Below are 20,481 nucleotides of genomic sequence, written 5' to 3'. Positions count from 1 at the left end.
TAAAAGCTAGAGAGGTGAGTATCTATGATTACAGCAACCTCTTTTAAATAATTTTAGTGTAGGCTCAGTTAACGCATGTTTATTGCGCCCAGCCAATCACTCAAGGACGTTATATGTTTACATTACATCATTTGAATAATTCACGATCTCAACGCATTGTTTGGATGTTGGAAGCCCTTAATGCTGACTATGAAATTAAGGTATACAAACGCGACGCTGCTACCAATTTAGCGCCACCCGAATTGAAACAGATCCATCCCTTAGGCCGAGCGCCTGTGCTAACTCATGGTGATAAAGTCATTGCGGAATCGGGTGCTATTTGTGATTACATTGCTCACCAATTCCCTGAGTCAGCAATGTTGCCATCGCCTGAATCAGACGAGCACAACCAAGTACAGTTTTGGTCTCACTTCTCTGAAGGGACATTCATGGCTCCCCTAGTCACCAGTATGGTGCTAGAGAAGGCCAGAGCAAAAGCAAAACCATTTTTTGTGAAATTTATTGCCGACAAAATTATAGACGGTGTGATGGATGCCTATTTTGGAAAGAACATCGAGGGCAATCTGCTATTTGTTGAGAAGCACCTTAGCGATAAGACTTGGTTTGTAGGTGATGCCCCCAGCATTGCGGATATACAAATGAGTTTTGGTCTTGAAGCACTATTCGATGCAGGAAAATTAAAGCCTTTTAAAAACATGACGGCATACGTCTTGCGTTTGCGTCAAATAGAAAGTCACAAAATAGCAATGCAAAAAATGCGTGACGCAGAGGCGGCTAGTTAACGCGTTGCCAAGTAATTTTCTATTAAACTGATGAACGCTTTACCATAGCGTTCTAGTTTACGTTGGCCCACACCATTCACACCAATAAATTCAGTTTCATTGACCGGCGTTTTGTCGGTCATGTCGGCTAATGTGGCGTCACTGAATATCACAAAAGCAGGCACATTATCTTCCTCAGCAATTTGCTTCCGTAAATGCTTCAACTTGGCAAACAATTGACGATCGATGTTTACCGGCTCTGCCTTATTTCGTTTGCTTGTGTCGATACTGAGCTTTGGAACAGCTAGTTGTATGGTGCGGTCGCCCTTTAATACAGCTCGTGCTGATTCATTTAAACGCAAAATACCCGACATAGTCATGTCTATGCGCAACAAACCTTGATGAATTAGTTGTTGGATGAGGTTATGCCAATACGTATCTGATTGCTCTTTACCCAAACCATAGGTACTGAGTTCGTTGTGTTGATTATCTAAAATACGTCGAATGCTTTTGCCACGAAAAACATCAATTAAATATTGCACAGAAGTGTCTTGCTTCAAGCGCAATACACAAGAAAGAAGCTGCTGGGCTTGAGTTGTTCCGTCGAACATTTTGGGCGGATCTAAACAGATGTCACAGTTTCCACACTGCTCTTCACGGTAATCAGAGAAGTAATTTAATAGTACTTGCCTGCGACAAGTTTGCGCTTCTGCAAATGATTCCATCGCTTCAAACTTCTGCATTTCAATATCAAAGCGATCAGCAGATGTACCCGTGGATATCCACTGCTTGATTCTTGCAGCGTCACGTTCATCAAATAGTAATAATGCTTCTGCAGGCATACCATCACGACCTGCACGGCCAGTTTCTTGATAGTAAGATTCAACACTGCGAGGAACATCATGATGCACAACAAAGCGGACATTTGATTTATTGATACCCATGCCGAATGCAACGGTCGCGACGACTACTTGCAAATCATCTTTTAAGAACTGTGTTTGTACAAACTCTCGCGTGCCAGTATCCAAACCCGCATGATAGGCGTCACACTTAATACCTGCGCTTTGCAATCGGACTGTGAGATCGTCGACCTTTGCTCTACTGTTGCAGTACACGATGCCTGCGGCCCCATCTTGCTGCTTGACGAAGGTGACGACTTGGTCGAAGCCCTTATATTTGGCTAGTAAGTTATAGCGAATGTTCGGGCGGTCGAAGCCACCTTTATATACCAAGGGGTCAACCAAGCCGAGTTGGTGCTGAATATCAACTTGTGTCGCGTGGTCAGCCGTTGCTGTCAGTGCAATAAATGGAGTGTCGATAAAAACACTTTTGAGTCGCCCAAGATTTCGATAGTCTTGACGGAAATCATGCCCCCAGTGTGAAACACAGTGTGCTTCATCTATGGCAATAAGGCTCACCTTAACCTTAGCTAGGGAGTTAAGAAAGTAAGATTGTAATAAACGCTCTGGCGCTACATACAATAAATCTAGCTCACCCTCATGCAATGCATCATTCACTTTTTGTGCTTCTTCGGGGTCTTGTGAAGAATTCAGATAAGCGGCTTTAACGCCTTGAGTGCTTAATTGTTGCACTTGATCCTGCATCAGCGAAATAAGGGGGGAGACGACAAGGGTCAACCCATCCATTGCCAATGCCGGCACTTGATAACATAATGATTTTCCACCGCCAGTGGGTAGCAGAATAAGTGCATCTTGCCCTGAGATCACCGCTTCTATGACTTCGAGTTGCCCCGGACGGAATTCCGGATAACCGAAGGTATCTTTGAGTATCTTTCCGCACAAGATTTTAGTGTCAGCTGATTCGACGACAACTTCATCATGCGTGCTGATTTCTGTGCTGGTTTCAAAAGCTAGGGGCAAGGGACATCTCAATAAAAGGAATTGGGTGGATCTTACGTGTTTTCAACACAAAATTCATGCTGTACTCGAGCCCATTTTCTTAAAATTAGCGTAAACAAGATTTTGCACCTATCATTTTACTGTAGTAATGTAGTTACAACGTTCAAATATTAAACGATCGGAGTGAATAAAACACTATGAGTAGCGATACCTTTACCAGTAGACAATTCAACCAAGACCCCAGTTCTGTCAAACGTGCCGCAAAAAATGGTCCAGTTAAAATAACCGAGCGCGGTGTTGTGGCCTTTATGATGATGAATATTGATGACTACCTAGAGATAACGGGTAAAACCAGCACTATCTTAGATTTAGTCAGTGCGCCCAATACTCAAGATATTCAATTGGACGTGCCTAAGTTTAAAACTTCGAATTGAATCGCTCGTCTGAATTAACTGTTAACCTCAATGTAAGACCAAGGGAGTTTTTGCATGTTTTTACTCGATACAAACGTAGTATCAGCGCTTCGCAACCCAAGTGATGAAGATGCTAAGTTAGTAAAGTGGGCTACTAGCCAGCAAGTGTTTAACCTTTATATTTCGTCGCTTTCAATACTAGAATTGAAGTTGGCAATACTAGAAAAAAGAAAAACAGATGCCTCACAGGGTGAAGCGTTAAATCAGTGGCTTCAAACGAAAGTTTTAAACGGTTTTAAAGGTCGTATTGTTGCTTTTGATGCCGAAATGGCTGAGTATTGCGCCGCCTTGCATGTACCTAACCCAAAATCAGAGCGAGATGCTATGATTGCGGCAACATGTTTGGTGAACAACATGACTTTGGTCACAAAGTCACCGGCAGATTTTAAACACATTAAAATCCAAACTATCAATCCCTGGGAAGTATAGCCCTGCGCATAGCAAGTATCGATTGCTGCTAGCTTGGATTGAATTCAACATGAAGAGTTAGTCTTGAATCAGCCCGCTACTACATCAGCCAAGTCCGGCGTAATATTTGCCCTTTGTGCCTACACAATGTGGGGCATTGCGCCTATCTATTTTAAAGCATTGCACATGGTACCACCGATGGAAATTCTCATGCATCGAGTGATATGGTCTGCAGTGGTCTTAGTATTGTTGATCGTTGGTTTACGCCATATTAAAAAAGTCATTGCTGCCGTTAGTAATCGTCGAGTGTTATTGACGCTGATGGCCGCCAGCTTACTGTTGGCGTGCAATTGGTTTTTATTCATCTGGGCAGTGAACAATAATTTCATGTTAGAAGCGAGTTTAGGATATTACATCAATCCCTTAATTAACGTGTTTCTTGGGCGTCTGTTTCTTGGTGAACGTTTACGTTTAACTCAAAAAATTGCAGTAGGCATAGCGATCAGTGGAGTGGCGATCATGATATTCAATTTTGGCTATTTGCCATGGATAGCCTTAACCTTGGCCTGTAGCTTCAGTATTTATGGACTAATGCGCAAGCAGGTGGCTGTGGATTCCTTGCCTGGCTTGTTTATTGAAACCATCTTTATTTTACCTGCAGCCCTTATATACTGGGCATTTTTCGTCACTCAGTCGGGAGACTTTACTCAAAATTCGAGCCAACTCAATATTCTCTTGTTGTGTGCCGGTATTGTTTCAACCGCTCCATTATTGTGCTTCACCGCAGCGGCTCGCCGAATACGCTACTCTACACTGGGCTTCTTTCAGTACATCGGCCCTTCATTGATGTTTATCTTGGCAGTTGTGATTTACAACGAACCACTTAGCACTGGCCGTTTGGTAACCTTTGGATTCGTGTGGACAGCATTAGCCGTATTTACTTACGATTCAGTTAAGCATTACCGTAGAGAGAAGAAGGAAAAAAAGCTAGCTGCACTCAGGCCGGAGGCTTAAGTTTTTCTGCGACTAATAGCGGGCGTTGAGTCGATTCAATGTAAGCGATTTATTGAATCTATTTTGGTGACGCTTCGTACACACTTTACCTATATATTTTTACAGTGCTAAACTCTGCGGCATGCAATGAAAGCAAGGATAAGATGATTAAAGATGTGAAAACAGAAGCAAAAGTACAGTTATTTTTTGGTGAATGCCAAACTTTGCTTCTAGACGCGATCATGACGAAACAGCTGTCATCCTTTTTTGAATTGGTCGTTAAAAAAATCAAATCTGAAGTTGGTGAAAATGAAGCTGAATGTGCAGTCTATTTGCATGAATTTAATGCTTTTCATGCTCTCAGTCAAACATCTAAAAATCAATTTGAACTGCATGCTGAGAATAGCGATTCCCTCAAATTTAAAACAAACTCAACAGTAAGTAAACTTATCTCGGAAGGTTTAATTGCTCCTTCAAACCCTACACATAAATCCTCTGAAAAGTATGTTTACCGATTGAGGATTGCAAACGATGCTGGCGCACTTATCGGCGAATTGGTTTTGTTTGTCCCTCCTGAAGTTAGATTAGATAACCGACAGTTAAAACTAATTGCCTCAGTAGAGCCGATTCTTGCAAAAGCTTTTCATGCTTACGAACAAGCAAATATTGTTGATTCTAAAATACAAACCTTAGAGCGAGATAACGAAAAGTTTAGAGCCTTTATCAAAGTGATGCCTGATCTCGCTCTAATTATCAGTAAAGAAGGGGTTTATGAGGACGTTTATGGATCCCCAAATAATCTACTTTATATTTCAGCAACCGCTCTGGTTCATAAGAATGTAAGAGATGTCTTTCCTCCTGATGCTGCTCAGAGAATTATGAATGTTATTTCGAGAGCTTTGCAAACAAATAGTATTCAAGAATACGAATACCCTTTGGAAGAGGAAAATAGAATTGCTATTTTTGAGGCGAGAGTGACTCCAGTTAAATACCACCCGGGAGAGAATGAAATTCCATCCCACGTCTTATGGATGGCTAGAGATGTTACTGATGAAAAGAAAAACCAAGACCGCATCACAGAGCTGGCTTATTTTGATCATTTGACCAACCTGCCTAACAGAAGAATGTTTAACGAACGGTTAGAGTTAGCGGTAAAAACTAAAAAGGCATCGCATGAGTTTGGAGCTATTTTATTTTTAGACCTGGATAACTTTAAGCGTGTAAACGATTCTTTAGGTCATTTGGCTGGTGATGAGCTCCTAACCAAGGTGGCTAAAAGGCTCAAGAAATCTCTCAGAAAAACTGATGTCTTGGCGAGAATTGGCGGTGATGAGTTTGTTATCTTAGTCGAAAATGTTGGGCATACCATTGAACAGTCTCAAAGCGAAGTGGCAGTTGTAGCGAAAAAAGTACAAGCTGCTTTTTTTGACAAATTTATTATCGGTGACTTCTCACTAAAAATATCAAGTAGTATTGGTATTTGTTTTATAGACGATCATTCAGACGCTCAAAGTATTATGAAATTTGCTGACACTGCGATGTACAGTGCAAAGCGAAAGGGTGGCGATTTATTCAGTTTTTATGATGCAGAAAATCAAACATTGTTAGAGCGTCAATTAACCTTTGAATCAGAGATTGTCAGTGCGATTGAAAACAATCAATTTTGTGCATTTTTCCAGGCGCAAGTTGATGCTGATGGCAAGTTATGTGGTGCTGAAGCATTAATTAGATGGAACCATCCGGAAAGAGGTTTGGTGCCACCGAATGAATTTATTTCAGTCGCAGAACAGTTTGGCTTGATCCAAAAACTTCAGGACATTGTGCTTGAAGATATGTGCAAACTCATCAATCTTCTGGAGAAAAAGCAAGCTTTAACCGAGGGCTTCAGGTTATCTATAAATATCAGTCATTCGCAGTTTAGGTCACTTAACTTCGAGCAAATGTTGTGCGACATTCTGAAAAAACACAAGGTTTCTGCTAGCAAAATCATACTAGAGATAACGGAAAGTATGCTGGCACTTGATATTGAACAGACAATTAATCAAATGTCAGCTATTGCCCGTTTAGGTTTTAAGTTTTCTATTGACGATTTTGGTACTGGATATTCCAGTCTGTCAAATTTGCATTTATACCCTGTAGAAGAATTGAAAATTGATAAATCTTTCATTGATCGGATAACTGATGAGGGCGGTTTGAGCATTGTAGAAACTATCATTAGTTTAGCGAAGAATTTGAATATGAATATCGTTGCAGAGGGAGTAGAAAATCAAGAGCAAATAGCATTGCTGAAAGCGCGCGATTTGAATGTCATGCAGGGATATTATTTTTCTAAGCCATTGCCTATGGAAGACTACATAGAGTGGCATTGTGCCCATACAAAATAAACGGTAGAGTGGTTCATCCAACATTAACGAATGTAATAACCTCTATTATTCATAAACATGAGTTTTAATTTAAGCATGAATTAACATGAAAAGCTCGACACTATTATTAATAACAGCATTTATCATAACTGGTTTGTCAGCTTGCTCTAGCACTACTCGCCAAAATTCTTCAAACAAAAGCGCAACGGTAAAAGAAACTAAAGTGGCTGTTTTCACTAGCACTTCTTCTGAGCCAGTTGCGAAAGTTGGCGATACCTTCACATCAGAAAATATCATCTATACTGTGCAAGATGAGAACTCATTACTTACATTAGAATGCTCAGCCAGTGAGAAGGCCTCAACACCCGGTTTTGTTGTTGCGCTTTTTTGCAATAATTTCGCTAAAAGCACACTCATTGAAAAACAAAAAGAAGGGTATCTATTCAAAGATGAGAACACCGATAAACCTTTCGGTAACGCAAGCGATGTTATACAGTCACTACCAGATGCAAAAGCGAGCAATGTTAAGCTTGTTAAAACTTTTCCTTATAAAAAGTAGAACAATTACTTTCTAACACTTGTCTCAGAAATCGGCCTCGCTGATATATTTTTGAATATGGCGAAACACATTCTAGGACCAGTGCAGCTCTTGAGTTTTATTATGTGGAGCATATTTATTGCTTTGTCTAACATCACTGTTTTTACGTACGTTCTTCTATTGGTAATCCACTGTTGGGAGTTGATTTTCGAAAGAATTATCGTTAACCTACCTGCATGACATACATTCCAACGTCCACATCATTCTACTTCTGGTGGCGCTCTTTTTAGAGCGGCGCTGAATTCTTACATTCTTAAGCTGCTGGAAGGTAGCTAAGACTGTAATTTCTTTTATATCTCCAGTAGCGATCTATTTAAATTAGGAGATATACATATGAACACAAAACAAAATGCTGAAAAACCAGAAATTATTCTGACCGGAGACAGAGCAACAGGTCCCTTACATCTCGGTCATTATGTCGGCTCTTTAAAGCAACGTGTAACTTTACAGTCAACTCACGAGCAAACGATTCTCGTCGCTGATATGCAAGGTCTTACTGACAATGCCCACAATCCGAAAAAAGTATCATCCAACATTTTAAATATCGTTGCTGATTATCTCGCTGTTGGTATCGACCCTTCCAAAACAACTATTTGCCTTCAATCACAACTTCCCGCCCTTGCTGAGTTGACGATGTACTACAATAACCTTGTCACCATCAGTCGGTTAGAGCGAAATCCGACTGTTAAAAGTGAAATCCAAAACAAAGGGTTTGAACGGTCTATCCCAGCTGGTTTTCTAACATACCCCATATCGCAAGCTGCCGATATAACAGGGTTCAAGGCATCTTTAGTGCCAGTCGGAGATGACCAGTTACCCATGCTTGAACAAACTAATGAGATAGTGAGAAAGGTTAATTCACTAGCAGGACGTACGGTCCTGAGTGAATGCAGACCTTTACTAAGCAATGCGTCGCGGCTTCCTAGTACAGATGGAAAAAATAAGATGTCTAAGTCGATGGGCAATGCAATTAACCTTGGGGCCACTGAAAAAGAAATCTCCGTAGCTGTAAAGTCCATGTATACCGACCCTAATCATCTAATGGTTGACGATCCCGGTAAAGTCGAAGGAAATATCGTTTTTACCTATCTCGATGCCTTTCATTCTGATGAGGCCTATATAAACCAATTAAAAGATCACTATCGTCGTGGAGGTCTCGGTGACGGTACAACGAAAAAAATACTGGAGGAGTGTTTGCAAGACATGCTTCGACCTATAAGAGAAAGAAGAGGCGAGTTTTTAAATGATAAGGCTCAACTGGTAGATATTTTAGTCAAGGGAAGTCAAATCTCGAGAGAAAAAACAGCGGAAGTGCTTTTTAATGTTAAAGATATTTTTGGATTGAATATTTTCTGAGTAACTTGTTTTCATCAGCCAGCTTCCAAAGGTTCATTACCTCAACCTTGTGAAGCTGTTTCTGTAAACGTGATAAGTATAATTAATGTTTCCGTATTAGTTAGAATTTAGCGCAGATTGCACTACCTGTGCGTGTTCAGCCAAATCATGACCGAGGTCAGTCAGATAACCACCATCAGGCTGAGTAACAATCCCTTTATCAAATAAACGTTGAGCTGCATTAATCATAGCTGGATCAGCATCCTTATGGATTTTCAAACCTTGCATTAAACTTTTGTTTGGGAATTTAAGGATGAGGTTTAACTCTTCGGTTAATTCTGTAGTAAATGGCATTCGTCCCTCTCTTCTTTGTTGTTGCAGTCGTGTGTAGAGTCGATGTGTCTTGCTTGTTCATATTTCGCTAATTTACAGCGCTAGTCAACTGCTTTTGCTAGCGCTTCTGCCTATATCGCAAAATCTTACTGACAAAGGTTCGCCTCAGCTGTTGTATTCTTTCCCTATGAATGCGAGTTGCTTAGTTCTGGATCCTCGAGCTCATCGGGTGAATGCTTCGACGCTAACACCATATATACGCTTGGCAATACCAGTAAAGTAAATGCGGTTCCGACCAGCATACCGGCGACTAATATAATACCAATGCTATTTCTGGCTTCAGCGCCAGCACCCGTCACAAGAACCAGCGGGAAATGGCCTAACACCGTAGCACCAGTCGTCATCAAGACTGGGCGAAGTCGCGTTTTTGCGGCTATCTGGATTGCATCTATTTTTTCATAGCCTCGCTTTTGCATGGTGTTTGCAAATTCGACAATCAAAATACCGTTTTTGGCAATCAAGCCTACTAGAGTAATAAAACCGACTTGGGAGTAGATGTTGATAGTAGTAAAGTCGAGAAAAGCAAACATCATTGCACCAGCTAAGGCCAAAGGTACACTGCCAAGAAGAACAACTAGTGGGTCGCGGAAGCTATTAAATTGCACCGCCAAAACTAAGAATACAAATACCAAAGCAACTAAAAGAACGCCCTCTAAGGTATTTCCTTCAAGGCGAATCTGTCGTGATTCACCCGCATAATCAATGGTGTAGTCCTCAGGCAATAATGCGGCGGCAGCGTCTTCTAACGCACTTAAACCTTGCTCTTTCGTAGTGCCGGGGATCACTTCACCATAGATTCGAAAAGCATTTTTCTGTTGAAATTTGCTAAGCACACGCGGCGCAGTTTCGGTGACTAGTGTTGCAATAGAGCGCACTGGAACAAGGTCGCCTGCAGGTGTACGAATTTGTAAATCTAGAATAGCGTCGGGATTTGCTCTACCGGCATCGTCAATCATAGGAATAACCCGATAAGCTCGACCATCTTGGTTGTAACGGTTAACAAAGTTACCTGATAACAATACTGAAAGTTGTCGACTGACCGTACTGAGATCCATACCCAAATCGGCGACGCGTTTTCGATCAATATTGAAGCGTGCCTGAGGTAAATCGATTTTCAAGTCGGTTTCAGCAAACAAGAATTTGCCGCTTTCATTAGCTGCCTGGACCATTTGGTTGGCGAATACTTTCATGTCGGTATATGAATCAGTACTCAACACAACGAGCTCGACAGAAAAATTCCCTGATGTGGGCAACGCGGAATCGAGCACAGGGAAGGCTTTTAAACCAGACACTGAAGAAAGCGAGCCAAAGGCCTTCCAGAACATTTCCTGCACACTTTGCTCACGTTCACTTGGGTCAATGAAATCAACACCGCTGAAGGCACCCACTGGATTCACAATTTGCCACATGAATTTAGCACCCTCAAGCTCCTTCATCGTATCTACGACTTGGTCCATTTGTGTCATGCTGTACTCAAGCGACGCTTCTGGGGCTGATTCAACAATAACATTAATACTGGATTGATCTTCGGTTGGCGCTAGCTCTTTCAAAGAAAGCAGGTAAAAAGGGATTGAAAGTAGAGATAGGATGACGGCGATGGTTAACACTTGCGCTTTGTAGTTTAGTGTTGCCAAGAGTATTTTTTCGTAGCGGTTTTGGAGTGCTTCAAAAATACCATTTACTTTACGCGTTAGTTTACCTTCCTTGCCTCCTTCTGGCGAGGCATACGCACTCATGATAGGAGAAAGGGTGATAGCGACTAAACCTGATATCAACACGGCAATAGCCAGCGTAAAAGCAAACTCTTTGAATAATGCGCCAGTTAAACCAGAGAGTAATCCAATAGGCGCATAAACGGCGGCTAAGGTAATGGTCATACTGATGATCGGCGCTAAGAGTTGGCGAGAGCTCGCCAAGGCCGCTTCCATTCTGCTCATACCTTCACGCATGTAGCGAGCGACATTTTCCACCACTACAATCGCATCATCGACCACTAATCCAACGGAAAGTACGATCGCTAATACGGTAAGTAGATTAAGTGTGAAGCCCATTAGTGTCATCATCGCGATAGCACCGAGAATAGAAATCGGGATCGTAACGAGCGGTACAAGCGCCGTGCGGAAAGAGCCCATCATAGCGACAACGACCAATCCGACCAATAGAACGGTCTCAATCAACGTAATGAATATTTCTCGCAAGGCGCTGCGCATATACAGAGTGCCGTCGTAGCCATCAGTAATGCTTAAACCTTGTGGAAGTGTTGGATTGATCTTGTCGAGCATTTCATACAAACGGTCGCCAATTTCAATCTCATTTGCACCTGGCAAAGGCCATACTGAAATATACAGCACGGTGTCTTTATCTAAACGTGAGCTAACTTGGCCTTCTTCTTCACCCAGTCGCACGTCAGCGATGTCTCTGATACGAATTTGCGCGCCATCTACTTGGCGAATGACAAGGTTTTCAAATTCTTCAACACTACTTAGAGAGGTGTCAGTGAGCAAGCCAACACGTTGTGAACTGTTTTCTGTGCGTCCGACTGTGGCAATGAGGTTGTTCGCTCGCAAAGCTGCGGAAACGTCATCCGCTGCCACGTCTAAGGCTGCCATTTTCTCTGCATTAAGCCATACTCGCATCGCTGGAGAACGGCCACCTTCTAAGCCAACGCGCTGTACTCCTGGAATAGTCGATAAGCTGGGCACTACGCGTCGCGACAGGTAATCAGTCACTTCGATACGTGACATACCGGCCTCAATCTCATCGTAGTTAACCGTGAGATAAAATACTGCAAATGGTCTATCAGCTCGCACAACCTGCACCGCTGGGTCTTCTGCTCCCTCGGGCAGTTCAAATCGAATTTGATCGAGTCGAGATGAGAGCTCTGCAAGCGCTCGGGTACTATCGACACCAAGTCGCAGCCAGACCGTTACCGTGCTCACTCCTGGTGTGGTGCGAGAATCGACATAATCGACGCCTGGTACCGAAGCCGCAGCTCGTTCTATCGGTTCGGTAATAAAACCTTGTACGACCTCTGCAGACGCGCCCACATATGGCGTCGTGATCTGTAACGAGGCACTCTCAATTTTAGGGAATTGCAAAATGGGTAAGTCGATTGCTGCTCTTATACCTACAAGCACAAGCGCCAAAGAAAGAACGATAGATAATACTGGACGTTTACAAAACACATCCATGATAGTTGGCTTGCCCAAGTCGGGCTTTTGGTCATTCATTCGACTTACTCTCTTCCGTCATCAACGTAAACGAGTATGTCATTTCGCAGTTTAAAGCTACCTTGTGTCGCTATTGTATCTCCTAGTTCTAAGCCAGGACTTTCGCTCAATTTAAGCACGCTTGTTTCGCCCTCAGTTGTGATCACTTTGACCACTTGGCGACTGGCACGGTAATCATCGTTCTCATCTTTATTGAGTTTAAACACATAGGTGCCGAAAGCATCATAACGAATGGCTTTAGTAGGTAAGCGAGCAACAGTTTCGGTGTTGCCGACCGGCAAAGAAACAGTCACTATTGCGCCAGGCTTTAGTGCAAAATCGCTGGTAGTTAGCTCTGCTCTTGCTCGCATATTCCGAGAGCGGGTTGAGATTTCTTGATCAACAGCAATGAGTTTAGCTGCAGTGGGTGGCAGATTGAGAATGCTGGAGCTCACTCTTAAAACCGAGCCTACTTCTACATTTGAATAAGCTTGTGGAATATTAAAGTCGACCCAAACAGTCTTGGTATCACTGATGAGTTTAGTGACCAAGGTATTACCAGACAAAAATGCACCAACTTCTAGCTGATGTAAGCCAGCTTGGCCGTCAAAAGGGGCAACAATGGTTTTCTTGGCAATAATGGCTTCAAGCGAACGCTTCCTAGCATTAGCGACAGCCAACTGCGCCTTGGCACGATCGTATTGGTCCCGACTAGATGCTCGTTGCTCCAATAGCTTTTCAAATCGGTTGACGTCAAGCTCTGCAATTTTTATTTCTGCATCGATGGCATCTAGCTGCGCCAGTTCATCATCAACCTGCATTTTTAACAAAACCTGCCCAGCCTTTACTTTACCACCTGATGCAAAACCGATGTAGGTCACAATGCCTTCCAATTCGTTTCGAATTTCGAGACTGCGGGTCGGCAGGACACTACCCGCTATGTTTAAGGTCGGTTGCCAGTTAGACTCACTGAGCGTTTGGACTTTGACAGTCTCACTTGGTTCGGGAAAGGAGTTTCCGAAAGCGATAGCAGCCATGACTTGGTTGAACTTGACGAAACCTAATAGGCCAATAACACTAAAAACAAAAACGAAGGTGAGTAACCAAGCACGCCAGCGCATGTAGAGCTCCTAAAGAAAGACTTAAATTTTAAGTAGATAGAAAAGTGAGATTGGTCAATGATAGTCTACAACTCACTTATCACAAGTCTTTTACCTTTAAGTTTCCGCTTTAGTTCAGTGCAGCTATGCTTTATTAATTTGCCGGTGCTTGGCAGTGCCAGCAGAGTTCAAATGAAGCGTCGTTTTTCTCTTGGCAATTCGCACATACCCACTCTTCAGTTTCTGGTGGGTTTTCAATCTCTTCAAGTATGCGCTTAGCTTTTTTTTCATCCGCATCATTGGTTACCCATACCTCCAAGAACATGAACTGAGGGTGCATTCCAGTAGAGCCATGTTCATTCTTGAGCGATACTTCAACACCCTCGTTCTCCAGGATATTCTTTGCATGGTTTACTAGTATGTTGTTTTCGTTGGTATAAACTAGCTTCATACTGTTTCGACCTCCGCTTAGGTATTGATAAGATTAGGTACGCTCAAAGTTTAGAAAGCGATTTTCACGAGTTTAGCATAAGCAAGCATGAGTATTTTTGTGCCCACCGAGTCAAAGTTCACATGAACTCGGGCATGTTCGCCAGAACCTTCATAGTTCAGTACAGTGCCTTCACCGAACTTTTTGTGCTCTACGCGTTCGCCTAACTTAAATCCACTTTCTTCAAAAGCAGCGTGGGAAGTGGCTGAACTGAAGCGATTATGGATTGGTTGTTTAATTTGCGTACGTAGACGTACTTCTTCAATGTAGTCACTTGGAATTTCTCGAATAAAACGAGAGGCTGTATGATATTTATCTTGACCATACAAACGGCGCGTTTCGGCGTAGGTGATAACGAGTCGTTGCATTGCTCTGGTCATTCCAACGTAGCAAAGACGTCGTTCTTCTTCTAGTTTTCCTGGCTCATCATTACTCATTTGGCTAGGGAACATACCTTCTTCGACACCCGCCAAAACAACAAACGGAAATTCTAGTCCCTTAGCAGTGTGAATGGTCATCATCTGCACAGCATCTTGGTTGGCATCAGCCTGAGCGTCACCCGCTTCAAGAGAGGCGTGAGCTAAAAATGCGGATAATGGGCTCATTTCTTCAGCGTCTTCTGGCGCCTCAAATTGCTTACAAGCGGTAACAAGTTCTTCTAAGTTTTCTACACGAGCTTTGGCTTTTTCACCTTTTTCCGCTTGATACATGGCGAACAAACCGGAGTGCTTCATGGCATGATCTGCTTTTTTCTCGAGTGCAAGGTCCTTCACATCTTGTGTCATTTGTAGGATCATCTCTACAAATCCTTTTAATGAATTAGCAGCGCGGCCTGAAAGCATATTCTGTGCAAGCATCTTGCTACTTGCTTGCCACATTGAAATGTCATTTTCACGGGCAAATACACGTATGTTTGACAATGTTTTGTCGCCTAAACCACGAGTGGGTGTATTGACCACACGTTCAAAGGCGGCGTCATCAATTGGCTGATTTATTAGTCGTAGATAAGCCAAAGCATCTTTAATCTCCTGGCGTTCGAAAAAGCGTAAACCGCCATAAATACGATAGGCTAAGCCTTCGTGAAGTAGCGCTTCTTCCAACACTCGAGATTGCGCATTATTTCGATACAGGATTGCACAGTCGGCCAAAGCAGAATCTTGCTCATGTTGGCTTTTGATTTGGGAAACAATAAACCGAGCCTCATCGAGATCGTTGAACCCTGCATACAAACTGATTTTTTCGCCTTCGCCACCCTCAGTCCAAAGCTCTTTGCCGAGACGTCCAGGGTTATGACCAATAACGGCATTGGCTGCATTCAATATATTAGATGTTGAGCGATAATTTTGCTCTAGCTTTACTGTGTTTGCGCGAGGAAAGTCTCTTAAAAAGTGAGAAATATTCTGAACGTTGGCACCACGCCAACCATAGATTGATTGGTCGTCATCACCCACTATCATCATATTGTTATTGTCGGTATTGCTGGTCAACAGTTTCAACCAAGCATATTGAATGTTGTTGGTATCTTGAAATTCGTCCACCAAGACAGCGCGAAAGCGTTTTTGGTAGTGCTGCAAGACTTGCGGATTATTTGCCCATAGCTCATGAGCGCGCAATAACAATTCAGCAAAGTCAATTAAGCCTGAACGTTGGCATGTTTGTTCATAGGCAATATAAATTTCTTTCATTTTTTGCTGAGTATGGTCGCCATGCGTTTCTATGTTTTTAGCACGTAAACCTTCGTCTTTATTGCCGTTAATGTACCACTGTATCTGTTTTGGCGGCCAATGCTTTTCATCTAAATTCATTGATTTTAACAGACGCTTAATTAGCCGATATTGATCGTCTGAATCTAGTATTTGAAAATTTTCAGGTAGGCCTGCTTCTTCATGATGAGAGCGCAAGAGTCGATGTGCCAAACCATGAAACGTACCAATCCACATTGTGTTAAGCGCTTGTCCAATTAGCCGTTCGACTCGCCCTCGCATTTCTCTTGCTGCTTTGTTAGTAAACGTCACAGCCAAAATGCTATAAGGCGCAACAGACTCTACTTCCATCAACCATGCGATACGGTGAACAAGTACTCGAGTTTTACCACTACCAGCACCCGCTAGCACTAGAGTATCAGTTGCTGGTGCTGCCACCGCTTCACGTTGTTTATCGTTTAGGTCTTCAAGGAGTCGCGTTACGTCCATTATTCACTTCATATTTTTTGTGGATGGGCGCAGTATAGCAATAAACCTGTGTGTTTATACAGCACTTCATTCATGCGAACTGTAAACCTACTGAGTCTGCTTACAGCGCTACTTTCACGGTGAATCTAATTTATTCCGCAAAAACTTAGGCTAATCAATTGTTTTCTAATTAAAAAGCTTGTAGTTTTAGCTTCCTGAGTCGAACTTTATTCGAGTGTGATTCGGAAAGGGTTTTGCCGCGTGCTTCAGGCTTTTCGTCTTTCATGTTTCGCTTATTCAGTTATACTGAGGGCTGTGTGGTAGTACCTGTGAATATCGGTTTTTCGTAGCATTACTTCTGCAAAGTGTCGTTTTAATTAGCCAAAGTAGATTGAGATATTTTACTGGTCTGCCCAAGGGATTTTAGTTGTTTAATCGCATTCTCACTTTCTTCTGTTTGCTCTACCTTGTGGCGTTAGCTGGTCGCGCCGCTGCAGCGGTAGAGTATGAATACGAATTACTGAATGAAAATGATGGCATTTCTTCTTCAATTATTTTCTCTATGGTACAAGACGAAGACGGCTTCCTTTGGTTAGGAACCGGATACAATGGCGTTCTTCGATATGATGGAAAGAATGTAGCTACTTACCTCCACGACTCAGACGACGATTCATCCTTACCACATAATAATGCCGGAAACCTCTACTTAGATGAACAAGGGCGCTTGTGGATCGGTAGTTGGGGGGGGGGACTCATTTTATTTGATAAGGATGCTGAAACCTTTTCGAAATTCACTTTTTCACCGGAAGATGAGCGAGCTATTGGCAGCAATTTTGTACAATCTCTCCACCAAGACAGTAACAATCAATTGTGGGCTGGCACATACACCGCGGGTTTACATCAATTTCACGAAGGTACACAAGATTTCACACGCTTTCCTCAATTGGATGGTGAAACTAACGGCACTTCTGACCCACGTATATGGGATATTGAACAAACTGAAGAAAACATTCTTTGGATAGCCACAGATTTTGGCCTAAACAAACTCGACACTCAAACTAAACTATTTACGCACTACTATCCAGAAAGTGACTCTATGCTTTCAGAATTGAACAAAATCAGAAGGCTGGTGAAGGGGAAAAACCAAGTACTCTTCATAGGCACACAAAATGGTATTGTACGCTTCGATCTCAGAACTGAAACTTTTACTCCAATTCCTACTGAAAACAGTAAAGGCTTGGGTGCAATTTACTCTATGATTAAAACTAGTTTCAATGAATATTGGGTGACGACTGACAATGGGGTCTATAGTTTTACAGAACATGCAAAGACGCTCAAGAAAGTACCATTGGATTTTGACGACCGCTGTGGTCAAACATTGTTTGAGGATCGCCAAGGTACAATTTGGTTAAGTTGCGAAGGCGTTGGCTTATATAAAATAACGCGGGAAAGCATTTTTAGTGCAATAGAGGAACCTTCTCTTAACTCTGCATTTATATTGAAGCGTGCAAACGATGATAGTGTATTGATTGGAACTTCAGCGGGAGAGTTAAAAAGATGGGATCCGCGCACCGAGTCACTTACTTCTGTACTTAATAAACAATCTAGCGAATCAATTTCGGCCATTCGATTCATAGCTCAATCGAAACAAGGTGACATCTGGTATACGGGTTCGCAAACGCTATTCCGAGTGGACACTAATGGACATAAAAGCGAAGTTCTTCCGCCACCGTATTTGCAGGATTCATTTTATGATATTCGCGATATAGAAACTGACGATTCTGGTAACCTTTGGGTCGTCACTAAGTCTGGCTTATTTGTTGTTTACTATACTAACAATGAGTTTGAGTTTTTTACCTTGGATGATATATCCGCAGGTCAAATTGTTGAAACCGTCTCCTCTCGGGTTTATTTAGGTCCCAAGAACAGAATGTGGCTGTCTTTCGGTGATACACTTTTTTTGGTTGATATCCAACCATATTCCTTTACGAAAATAGGTGATGCTAGAGACGACTCCTCTGAAAATGAAGGATTAGCAAACCTCATTTACTCACTTTACCTAGATCAGCAAGATAATATGTGGCTTGGAAATAAGATAGGCTTATTTAAAGTAAATCTGACTTCGGGCGAAAGAGAATTGGTGAGCGACTTTTTCAATGAGCGTGACAACCAGGGCGTTAGATTTATAGACGAAGACGAAAACGGATACCTTTGGTTAGTGACTGCAGTAGGGGTCAGCCGCTTAGATCCTAGAACCAAAGAAATGCGTCATTTTGACAAACGCGATGGTTTGCCGGGGTCTCGTTATTTCTATAATCCCACATCAACTATTACTGACAAGAAAATCTTTTTATCCAGCCGTGATGGTGTTTTTTTCTTCGACCCCTTGGTCATTAAGGACAATAAGTCCGATGAAGGTACCAAATTAACTAATTTTGAAGTTTTGGGCAGTTCCGAAGATTTTAATATCAATGAGGTTAGCGAGTTAGGTGCAAAACTTGACTACGATCAGTCTAATATTAAGTTTGAATTTGCCACACTTGATTTACTCAATGCTCGCCAAATTCAATATAGCTACATGCTCGAGGGCTTTGATGAATCCTGGATTGAAAATGGTAGTAACACGTCTGCCACGTATACCAATTTGAATGGTGGAGAATACGTTTTCCGTGTTAAGTCTCGGATCAAACAAAACCTTTGGTATAACAATGAACTCGCTGTCGATGTTACTGTTGCAACGCCTATTTGGGAGCGAGGGTGGATGTTTGGCGTTTACGCCGGCGTTCTCATTTTAGGAATATTGATATATATCCAGCGCCAAAAACAAGCGGTGATTGAACTAGAAAGGCAGGTTGCGGAGAAAACGGCAGATATCGCCAATGAGTCTAGCAAGCTAGCTGCAGCAAACAGAATTAAGACGCAATTTCTAGCAAATATGAGCCATGAGATACGCACGCCTCTGACAACCGTTATTGGTCAAGCTGAAGCGATTATTTGCAGAGATGTTGAGCCTAAAGATATCTACAAAGAGGTTGAAATCATTCATGATAGTAGCCTGTATTTGTTAGCACTGTTGAACGATATTCTCGATTTAACCAAAATTGAAGAGAATAAATTTGAGCTTGAGTATTCACCTCAGGACCTGCACATATTATTGAGCAACATCAACACCATGTTTTCGATGCAGGCGAAAACAAAAGGCTTATCTTTCTCTTTGCATGAGAATTTACCACAACCATTTGTGGTGCACATCGATGGCTTACGCTTGAAGCAAATATTGATCAATTTACTTTCAAACGCTTTAAAGTTCACGTTACAAGGTAGCGTTGAGTTGAAGGTTGTACTAGAAAAGAATCAGCTAACGTTTCATATATCTGATACCGGCATCGGCATAAGCGATGAGCAAGTTCAACAAATATTCGGCAGCTTTACTCAAGGTGATAGCAGCATTCGCCGCCGCTTCGGTGGCTCTGGACTTGGACTTCATCTATCGAACCAGCTAGCTCACTTAATGGGCGGTCATATTACCGTTAGCAGTGAATTGGATAAGGGGAGCGTGTTTACTTTTAGTATGCCTGTTCCGATGACTAGCGGAAATAAAGAATTACCTCAGGGGACGCTGAATTTCGATACCCTCTCAGCAAAACCTTTGTTTAACGGTAAAATACTCTTAGCTGAGGACCATGAAGACAACCGCCGGCTAATTTCACGCTTACTCAGTAAATTAGGCTTAACAGTTTATGCAGCGAAGGACGGCTATGAAGCCACCGAGCTGTATAAAGAGCATCAACCCGAAGTGGTACTGATGGATATTCAAATGCCAAGAATGGACGGTATACAAGCATACAATGAGCTGCGAAAGCTTGGCTGCGAAAAGCCCATCATAGCCTTAACGGCAAATGCGATGCAAAACGAAGTGGAAGCATACTTTGAACTTGGGTTTGACGGTTATATCCAAAAGCCTATTGACCGACATTTGCTCATATCCACTATTGCAACCTTCTTTGGTAGCAAAGATGATGACTCGATGAACCGAGCTTCGTCAGTGTTAGGCAATGTAGACATGTCTGATTTAGTCGCGCAGTTTACAACTGGCCTTCAGAATGAACTTGTGGAGTTTGAAGCAAGCGCGAAAGATGAGAATATAGAGGCGATTAAAAACCGAGCCCACAGGCTTTCGGGGGCAGCACAGTTGTTTGGCTTTGATAACTTGAGCACAATGGCAACCCAATTAGAAAAGAACATAAAAGCGGGTGGAGAAAACATGCATTTAATACAAGATGACTACTTAGCCCTCATTAACGAAATTAAGAAGAATATTGCGTAAG

General features: G+C 42.3%; 14 protein-coding genes. 8 read left to right on the top strand and 6 right to left on the bottom strand.

The features are described 5' to 3' along the window. Positions 1–113 precede the first annotated feature (113 nt). On the top strand, positions 114–782 hold the full coding sequence (locus RM556_RS05890) for a glutathione S-transferase (protein ID WP_311360950.1): 669 nt from the start codon (positions 114–116) through the stop codon (positions 780–782). On the opposite strand, the gene recQ is transcribed toward RM556_RS05890, so the two are convergent. Further along, positions 779–2,611 carry a DNA helicase RecQ gene (gene recQ, locus RM556_RS05885; RefSeq protein WP_409220064.1) on the bottom strand — a complete coding sequence of 611 codons (1,833 nt, stop codon included), beginning with the start codon at positions 2,609–2,611 and terminating at the stop codon, positions 779–781. The two genes, RM556_RS05890 and recQ, sit on opposite strands and share 4 nt — an antisense overlap. A gap of 206 nt (positions 2,612–2,817) precedes the next feature. On the opposite strand from recQ, the gene RM556_RS05880 reads away from it, so the two are divergent. The 6 genes from RM556_RS05880 (at position 2,818) to trpS (ending at position 8,811) form a co-directional block, all read left to right on the top strand. Further along, on the top strand, positions 2,818–3,054 hold the full coding sequence (locus tag RM556_RS05880) for a prevent-host-death protein (RefSeq protein ID WP_311360951.1): 237 nt from the start codon (positions 2,818–2,820) through the stop codon (positions 3,052–3,054). A 54-nt stretch (positions 3,055–3,108) separates the two neighbouring features. After that, entirely contained in the window at positions 3,109–3,522 is a 414-nt protein-coding gene (locus RM556_RS05875; protein ID WP_311360952.1) for a type II toxin-antitoxin system VapC family toxin, read from the top strand. 63 nt (positions 3,523–3,585) lie between these two features. Beyond that, complete coding sequence (gene rarD / locus RM556_RS05870) at positions 3,586–4,515, top strand: EamA family transporter RarD (RefSeq protein ID WP_311360953.1); 930 nt, start codon at positions 3,586–3,588, stop codon at positions 4,513–4,515. A gap of 143 nt (positions 4,516–4,658) precedes the next feature. After that, positions 4,659–6,878, top strand: coding sequence for an EAL domain-containing protein (locus tag RM556_RS05865; RefSeq protein ID WP_311374120.1), 2,220 nt, complete (start codon positions 4,659–4,661; stop codon positions 6,876–6,878). 85 nt (positions 6,879–6,963) lie between these two features. Next, entirely contained in the window at positions 6,964–7,416 is a 453-nt protein-coding gene (locus tag RM556_RS05860) for a hypothetical protein (protein ID WP_311360955.1), read from the top strand. A gap of 372 nt (positions 7,417–7,788) precedes the next feature. Then, positions 7,789–8,811, top strand: coding sequence for a tryptophan--tRNA ligase (trpS, locus tag RM556_RS05855; RefSeq protein ID WP_311374119.1), 1,023 nt, complete (start codon positions 7,789–7,791; stop codon positions 8,809–8,811). Between the two features lie 96 nt (positions 8,812–8,907). Here the strand turns inward: trpS and RM556_RS05850 are convergent, their stop codons facing one another. The 5 genes from RM556_RS05850 to uvrD all read right to left on the bottom strand — a co-directional run bounded on the left by RM556_RS05850 (position 8,908) and on the right by uvrD (position 16,174). Beyond that, complete coding sequence (locus RM556_RS05850) at positions 8,908–9,144, bottom strand: TIGR02647 family protein (protein WP_311360957.1); 237 nt, start codon at positions 9,142–9,144, stop codon at positions 8,908–8,910. Between the two features lie 164 nt (positions 9,145–9,308). Then, positions 9,309–12,413, bottom strand: a complete 3,105-nt coding sequence (locus tag RM556_RS05845) for an efflux RND transporter permease subunit (RefSeq protein WP_311360958.1) — start codon at positions 12,411–12,413, stop codon at positions 9,309–9,311. A 5-nt stretch (positions 12,414–12,418) separates the two neighbouring features. After that, positions 12,419–13,513, bottom strand: a complete 1,095-nt coding sequence (locus RM556_RS05840; protein ID WP_311360959.1) for an efflux RND transporter periplasmic adaptor subunit — start codon at positions 13,511–13,513, stop codon at positions 12,419–12,421. 133 nt (positions 13,514–13,646) lie between these two features. After that, positions 13,647–13,943, bottom strand: coding sequence for a DUF2007 domain-containing protein (locus RM556_RS05835; protein WP_311374118.1), 297 nt, complete (start codon positions 13,941–13,943; stop codon positions 13,647–13,649). Between the two features lie 50 nt (positions 13,944–13,993). After that, positions 13,994–16,174, bottom strand: a complete 2,181-nt coding sequence (gene uvrD / locus RM556_RS05830) for a DNA helicase II (RefSeq protein WP_311374117.1) — start codon at positions 16,172–16,174, stop codon at positions 13,994–13,996. 406 nt (positions 16,175–16,580) lie between these two features. Between uvrD and RM556_RS05825 the strand changes: the two genes are divergently transcribed. After that, positions 16,581–20,480 carry a two-component regulator propeller domain-containing protein gene (locus tag RM556_RS05825; protein ID WP_311360962.1) on the top strand — a complete coding sequence of 1,300 codons (3,900 nt, stop codon included), beginning with the start codon at positions 16,581–16,583 and terminating at the stop codon, positions 20,478–20,480. The last annotated feature ends 1 nt before the right edge of the window (position 20,481 follow it).

It is taken from the genome of Alteromonas sp. W364 (genome assembly GCF_031846205.1).
In the GTDB taxonomy this organism is placed as follows: Bacteria; Pseudomonadota; Gammaproteobacteria; order Enterobacterales; family Alteromonadaceae; genus Glaciecola; species Glaciecola blandensis.
Note: the sequence above shows the minus strand (reverse complement) of the source record. Positions and strands in the feature narration are given on the sequence as shown.

Excerpts from the sequence above, each read along its gene's own strand:
- RM556_RS05875 (WP_311360952.1), top strand. The coding sequence starts at position 3,109 with ATGTTTTTACTCGATACAAACGTAGTATCAGCGCTTCGCAACCCAAGT.
- RM556_RS05835 (WP_311374118.1), bottom strand. The coding sequence starts at position 13,943 with ATGAAGCTAGTTTATACCAACGAAAACAACATACTAGTAAACCATGCA.
- RM556_RS05845 (WP_311360958.1), bottom strand. The coding sequence starts at position 12,413 with ATGAATGACCAAAAGCCCGACTTGGGCAAGCCAACTATCATGGATGTG.
- trpS (WP_311374119.1), top strand. The coding sequence starts at position 7,789 with ATGAACACAAAACAAAATGCTGAAAAACCAGAAATTATTCTGACCGGA.
- RM556_RS05860 (WP_311360955.1), top strand. The coding sequence starts at position 6,964 with ATGAAAAGCTCGACACTATTATTAATAACAGCATTTATCATAACTGGT.
- RM556_RS05850 (WP_311360957.1), bottom strand. The coding sequence starts at position 9,144 with ATGCCATTTACTACAGAATTAACCGAAGAGTTAAACCTCATCCTTAAA.
- RM556_RS05880 (WP_311360951.1), top strand. The coding sequence starts at position 2,818 with ATGAGTAGCGATACCTTTACCAGTAGACAATTCAACCAAGACCCCAGT.
- uvrD (WP_311374117.1), bottom strand. The coding sequence starts at position 16,174 with ATGGACGTAACGCGACTCCTTGAAGACCTAAACGATAAACAACGTGAA.
- RM556_RS05840 (WP_311360959.1), bottom strand. The coding sequence starts at position 13,513 with ATGCGCTGGCGTGCTTGGTTACTCACCTTCGTTTTTGTTTTTAGTGTT.
- RM556_RS05890 (WP_311360950.1), top strand. The coding sequence starts at position 114 with ATGTTTACATTACATCATTTGAATAATTCACGATCTCAACGCATTGTT.
- RM556_RS05865 (WP_311374120.1), top strand. The coding sequence starts at position 4,659 with ATGATTAAAGATGTGAAAACAGAAGCAAAAGTACAGTTATTTTTTGGT.